Below are 5123 nucleotides of genomic sequence, written 5' to 3'. Positions count from 1 at the left end.
GGCCATATCTAGCATGGGTTGCCCCGATTCTGCCAGTGAAGGCTTTGCTCTCTTTTTTGCCTTTTGAAAAGATTCTGCGGTCTACGGGTTGGCAGGGAAAAGTATTCAATTATCTGAATAGAAACCTTTGAAAGGAGGCCGAGATGTTCAAGAGAACGAGTGCTTCAAACGGACCCAAATCACCAGAGGTGACTGGCTTTTACGATCCGGCAACCGGGTCGGTGCAGTATGTTGCGGTTTGCCCTGAGACGCGCAAGGCGGCCCTGATAGACGTGGTGCAAGATTTCGACCCTGCCGAGGCGCGAAGCCGCTTTGATAGTGCTTCGGAAATTCTTGAGTTCGTGAAAGAGCAGGGCTTGGAGGTAGAGTGGGTGTTGGACACACACCCGCATGCCGACCACCTGATGGCCTCTCATTGGCTGAAAGCGCATACCGGCGCGCCAAATGCGATTGGGGCCAAGGTGCGCGATATCGGCGGGCTTTGGGAGCGGATCTACAACACGCCCGGTGCCTTTGACCCGGATCGTGATTTTGACCGTCTGTTCGAGGATGGCGAGACCTTCAAGCTGGGCAATCTGGAGGTGGCTGTTATGCTGTCGCCGGGACATACATTGGGATCGATCACCTATGTGATGGGCGATGCGGCCTTTGTGCATGACACCTTCATGCATGTGGATGTGGGCACCTCCAGGGCGGATTTTCCGGGTGGGTCGTCAAGTGAACTGTACGATAGTTTGCAGGCCATTCTCGCCTTGCCGGACGATACGCGCCTGTTCATCGGGCATGATTATCCGCCCGTGAAAGACCGTGAAGACCCCGCTTGGGAGGCCACGGTGGCCCAGCACAAGGCCGACAACCCACATGTGGGCGGCGGGGCGACGCGCGAGGGTTTTACCAAGATCCGCGATGAGAGGGATGCCACGCTTGGACTGCCGGACCGGATCCTTTACGCTTTGCAGGTGAACCTGAGGGCCGGACAGTTGCCGGAACCAGAGGCGGACGGCAATTCCTATTACAAGATCCCTGCAAATCGGTTCTGAAACGCGCGAAAGGATAAACCATGCAAAGCGAAACCATTGGTGACGGAACCTTCGAGACCTGGACCGTTGAGGAAGCCGCCGAGGCTTGGGCGAAAAACGAGATTGTGTTGATCGACGTTCGCACCCCGCAGGAATACATGTTCGAGCATATCGAAGGCGCGCTTCTGCTGCCGATGCCGTTTTTCAATGCCGAGAAACTGCCGGGGCAGAGTGACAAGCGGATCGTGTTTCACTGCGGTTCGGGCGTGCGGTCGGAGAAGATTGCCCGCGCGGCGATTGACGCAGGGGTAACCCGGATTGCCCATATGGAAGGCGGGTTTGGTGCGTGGAAGAAAGCCAAGAAGCCCTATATCGGGACAAACATGGCCACCGGTGCGCCTGCCCGCGTTGAGGGTTAGGCCCAGCGGCCTGTGAAATCCTCGGGCACCATCAGGATATCGCGATCCAGCGCGTTGATATCGGTGCGCCCGCAAAGACCCATGGAGACGTCCAATTCCTTGTGGATGCATTCCAAGGCCTTGGTCACGCCCTCTTCGCCCATGGCTCCGAGGCCGTAGACGAAGGCGCGGCCGATGTAGGTGCCCTTGGCACCAAGCGCCATGGCCTTGAGCACGTCTTGGCCTGAGCGAATGCCGCTGTCGATATGCACCTCGATCTTGTCGCCCACGGCGTCAAGGATCGGGGGCAGGGCGCGAATGGCACTGAGCGCGCCATCGAGTTGCCGCCCGCCGTGGTTTGACACGATGATCGCATCGGCCCCGACATTGAGCGCCTCAAGCGCATCGCGAGGGTCCATGATGCCCTTGATGATAAGGGGCCCGTCCCACATTTTGCGGAACTCGCGGATACGGTCCCAATCCAGCGCTTGATCGAAGGCCTCGGACGTCCATGTGGCCAGCGAGGAGCCATCGGTGACCCCCTTGGCATGGCCGATCACATTGCCGAAAAAGCGCCGTTTCGTGCCCAGCATGCCGAGGCCCCAACGGACCTTGGTCATCATGTTGGCCACCGATTTCACGGTCAGTTTGGGCGGGGCCGAGAGGCCGTTCTTGATGTCCTTGTGCCGCTGCCCGAGCAGTTGCAGATCAACGGTAATCACGGCGGCCGAGCATTTGGCCGCCTTGGCGCGGTCAAAGAGGCGCTGCATGAAGTCGTCATCCTTGAGGGTGTAGACCTGCATCCAGAAGGGCTTTTCGGTGTTTTCGGCCACGTCTTCGATGGAACAGATGGAAAGCGTGGAGAGCGTGAAGGGGACGCCGAATTTTTCGGCGGCGCGGGCGGCCTTGATCTCGCCATCGGCGCATTGCATCCCGGTCAGGCCAACGGGGGCCAAGCCCACGGGCATAGAGACATCCTGCCCGATCATCCGGGTTTTCGTGCTGCGTCCGGTCATGTCAATGGCAACCCTTTGGCGCAGGTAGATGTCATCGAAATCCGAGGTATTCTCGCGGAAGGTCTGCTCGGTCCAACTGCCCGACTCGGCGTAGTCATAGAACATCTTGGGGGTGCGGCGTTTGTAGATGCGCTTGAGGTCATCGACGCAGGTGATCACGGGCATGGGCTATCCAATCGTCAAAATGGTAAAAATTTATTACCAATCCGCGCGCATACGCGCAAGGAACAGGCTGCCGCACCCTTCGTGGCGTGGCAAGGGGGCTTTGCCCCCTCGGCCTGCGGCCTCACCCCCAGGATATTTGGGAACAGAAGAAGGACTGTGTCAGGCTGAATGGGCGCCGTCGGCGAGGCCTTTGACGAAGTCGAGCACCTCTGCCGGGCCGTGGCCCTCGGCCAGTTTTCCGACGATGGCAGAGCCGACGACAGCCCCATCCGCGACGCTGGCGATCTCGCGGCTGGTGTCGGGGGTGCGGATACCGAAGCCCACGATCACCGGAAGATCGGTGTGCGATTTGATGCGCGCAACCTCGGGGCCGACATCGGTGGCCTGTGCCGCCGCAGCGCCGGTGATCCCTGTTATAGACACATAGTAAACAAATCCTGACGTGTTCGTCAGAACCTTGGGCAGGCGTTTGTCATCGGTGGTAGGGGTCGCGAGGCGGATGAAGTTCAGGCCGGCCTTTTGGGCGGGAATGCAAAGCTCTTCATCTTCTTCGGGGGGCAGGTCGACGACGATCAGCCCGTCGATCCCGGCCTGTTTGGCGTCGGTCAGGAATTGATCGACGCCGCGGTTATAGATCGGGTTGTAATAGCCCATCATCACGATTGGGGTGGTGTCATCGGTTTGCCGGAATTCGCGGGCCATTTGCAGGGTGCGGTCCAGTGTCATGCCTTGTTCCAAAGCGCGTTGGCCGGCCAGTTGAATGGTTGGGCCATCGGCCATCGGATCGGTGAAAGGCAGGCCCAATTCGATGATGTCGACGCCCGCGCCGGGCAGGCCTTTGACCAATTCGAGCGAGGTGTCGTAATCTGGGTCCCCGGCCATGACATAGGCGACGAAGGCCTTCTTTCCTTCGGCTTGAAGCGCGGCGAATTTGGCGTCGATACGGGTCATGCGGGAATCCTGTTGTTGATCGGGATGGGTTTGGCCGAAAGAGGGGGGAAAATCAATGCCCTGCTTGACCTTGCCCACCCCCGCGCCGTAGATGCGCGCGATATGCAATGCAGGAGGGCCGGTTATGGGCTTCAAGATGGGGATCGTGGGGCTGCCCAATGTGGGCAAGTCGACGCTGTTCAACGCGCTTACGAAAACCGCCGCGGCGCAAGCGGCCAATTTCCCGTTCTGCACGATTGAGCCCAATGTGGGTGAGGTCAACGTACCGGACCAACGTCTTGATACGCTTGCGGAAATTGCCAAGTCGAAGCAGATTATCCCGACGCGGATGACCTTTGTGGATATCGCCGGGCTTGTGAAGGGTGCCAGCCAGGGCGAGGGGTTGGGCAACCAGTTTCTGGCCAATATCCGAGAGGTGGATGCCATCGCCCATGTGCTGCGCTGTTTCGAGGATGGAGATGTGACCCATGTGGAGGGGCGTGTTGATCCGGTGGCCGATGCCGAGGTGATCGAGACCGAATTGATGCTGGCCGATCTGGAAAGCATCGAAAAGCGCCGCGCCGGTTTGGTGCGCAAGCTGAAGGGCAACGACAAGGAGGCCGCGCAGCAGGACCGTTTGTTGGCCGAGGCGCAGGCCATGCTGGAAGAGGGCAAGCCCGCCCGCATGGTCGAGGTGAGCGAGGAGGACGCCAAGGCGTGGAAAGGCCTGCAACTTCTGACCACCAAGCCGATTTTGTATGTTTGCAACGTGGATGAAGGCAGCGCCGCGACGGGCAACGCGTTTTCCGCCAAGGTGGAGGCCATGGCCGCCGAACAGGGCGCTGCGAGCGTGGTGATCTCGGCCCAGATAGAGGAGGAGATCAGCCAGCTGGACGCGGAAGAAGCCGTTGAATTCCTTGAGGAATTAGGGCTATCCGAGGCGGGGCTCGACCGTTTGATCCGAACGGGGCACGACCTGTTGCAGCTAGAGACCTATTTCACCGTCGGCCCGAAAGAGGCGCGCGCCTGGACCATCAAGACCGGCACCACGGCCCCGAAAGCGGCGGGCGTGATCCATGGTGATTTCGAGAAGGGCTTCATCCGGGCGGAGACCATCGCTTATGACGATTTCGTCGCTTGCAAGGGCGAACAAGGCGCCAAGGAAGCGGGTAAGATGCGCGCCGAGGGCAAGGGTTATGTCGTCAAGGATGGCGACGTTTTGCACTTCCTTTTCAACACCTGAGGCGGGGCGCGGTTAACCCTTTTGCCGAATCATGCGCCATCCCCTTGGTTAACAGGGGGGGCGGGGTGATTTTGGGCGTGCTGTACCACGTCGGTATTCTGTCGGTATCGCGTCGGTGTTGGGGCGCCTGGGACCTGCGGATTAACAGGGCGTGCGGGGACGAGTTGTACGTTTCGTACGTGAGTTTTGTACGTTTCGCCAACAAGGCCCGCGACCGCAAGCCACGGGCGGCCATTGCCAATCAGGATTTCAATTGTTCAAGCCGCAATTCCGACTTGCCCCCCCGTGCCGCTTTCGATAAACGCGTCGGCGGAGACGTGGCCGAGTGGTCGAAGGCGCTCCCCTGCTAAGG

General features: G+C 59.8%; 5 protein-coding genes. 3 read left to right on the top strand and 2 right to left on the bottom strand.

What is annotated here, in order from left to right; genetic code table 11:
- Positions 1–143 precede the first annotated feature (143 nt).
- Positions 144–1040, top strand: coding sequence for an MBL fold metallo-hydrolase (locus tag QZ498_RS16970; RefSeq protein ID WP_294624392.1), 897 nt, complete (start codon positions 144–146; stop codon positions 1038–1040).
- Positions 1041–1060: 20 nt separating this feature from the next.
- Positions 1061–1438 carry a rhodanese-like domain-containing protein gene (locus tag QZ498_RS16965; protein WP_294624390.1) on the top strand — a complete coding sequence of 126 codons (378 nt, stop codon included), beginning with the start codon at positions 1061–1063 and terminating at the stop codon, positions 1436–1438.
- Here QZ498_RS16965 and QZ498_RS16960 read toward each other — a convergent pair.
- Complete coding sequence (locus QZ498_RS16960) at positions 1435–2598, bottom strand: alpha-hydroxy acid oxidase (protein WP_294624388.1); 1164 nt, start codon at positions 2596–2598, stop codon at positions 1435–1437. The two genes, QZ498_RS16965 and QZ498_RS16960, sit on opposite strands and share 4 nt — an antisense overlap.
- Before the next feature lie 159 nt (positions 2599–2757).
- A complete protein-coding gene (gene trpA / locus QZ498_RS16955) occupies positions 2758–3549 on the bottom strand; it encodes a tryptophan synthase subunit alpha (protein ID WP_294624386.1) in 792 nt (263 codons plus the stop codon).
- 124 nt (positions 3550–3673) lie between these two features.
- On the opposite strand from trpA, the gene ychF reads away from it, so the two are divergent.
- Positions 3674–4771, top strand: a complete 1098-nt coding sequence (gene ychF / locus QZ498_RS16950; RefSeq protein WP_294624384.1) for a redox-regulated ATPase YchF — start codon at positions 3674–3676, stop codon at positions 4769–4771.
- Positions 4772–5123 lie beyond the last annotated feature (352 nt).

The organism is uncultured Roseovarius sp., assembly GCF_913057115.1.
Lineage (GTDB): Bacteria > Pseudomonadota > Alphaproteobacteria > Rhodobacterales > Rhodobacteraceae > Roseovarius.
This window is presented reverse-complemented; position numbering and strand designations above follow the sequence as displayed.

Coding starts and splice junctions, on each gene's coding strand:
- QZ498_RS16960 (WP_294624388.1), bottom strand. CDS start 2,598: ATGCCCGTGATCACCTGCGTCGATGACCTCAAGCGCATCTACAAACGC.
- trpA (WP_294624386.1), bottom strand. CDS start 3,549: ATGACCCGTATCGACGCCAAATTCGCCGCGCTTCAAGCCGAAGGAAAG.
- QZ498_RS16965 (WP_294624390.1), top strand. CDS start 1,061: ATGCAAAGCGAAACCATTGGTGACGGAACCTTCGAGACCTGGACCGTT.
- QZ498_RS16970 (WP_294624392.1), top strand. CDS start 144: ATGTTCAAGAGAACGAGTGCTTCAAACGGACCCAAATCACCAGAGGTG.
- ychF (WP_294624384.1), top strand. CDS start 3,674: ATGGGCTTCAAGATGGGGATCGTGGGGCTGCCCAATGTGGGCAAGTCG.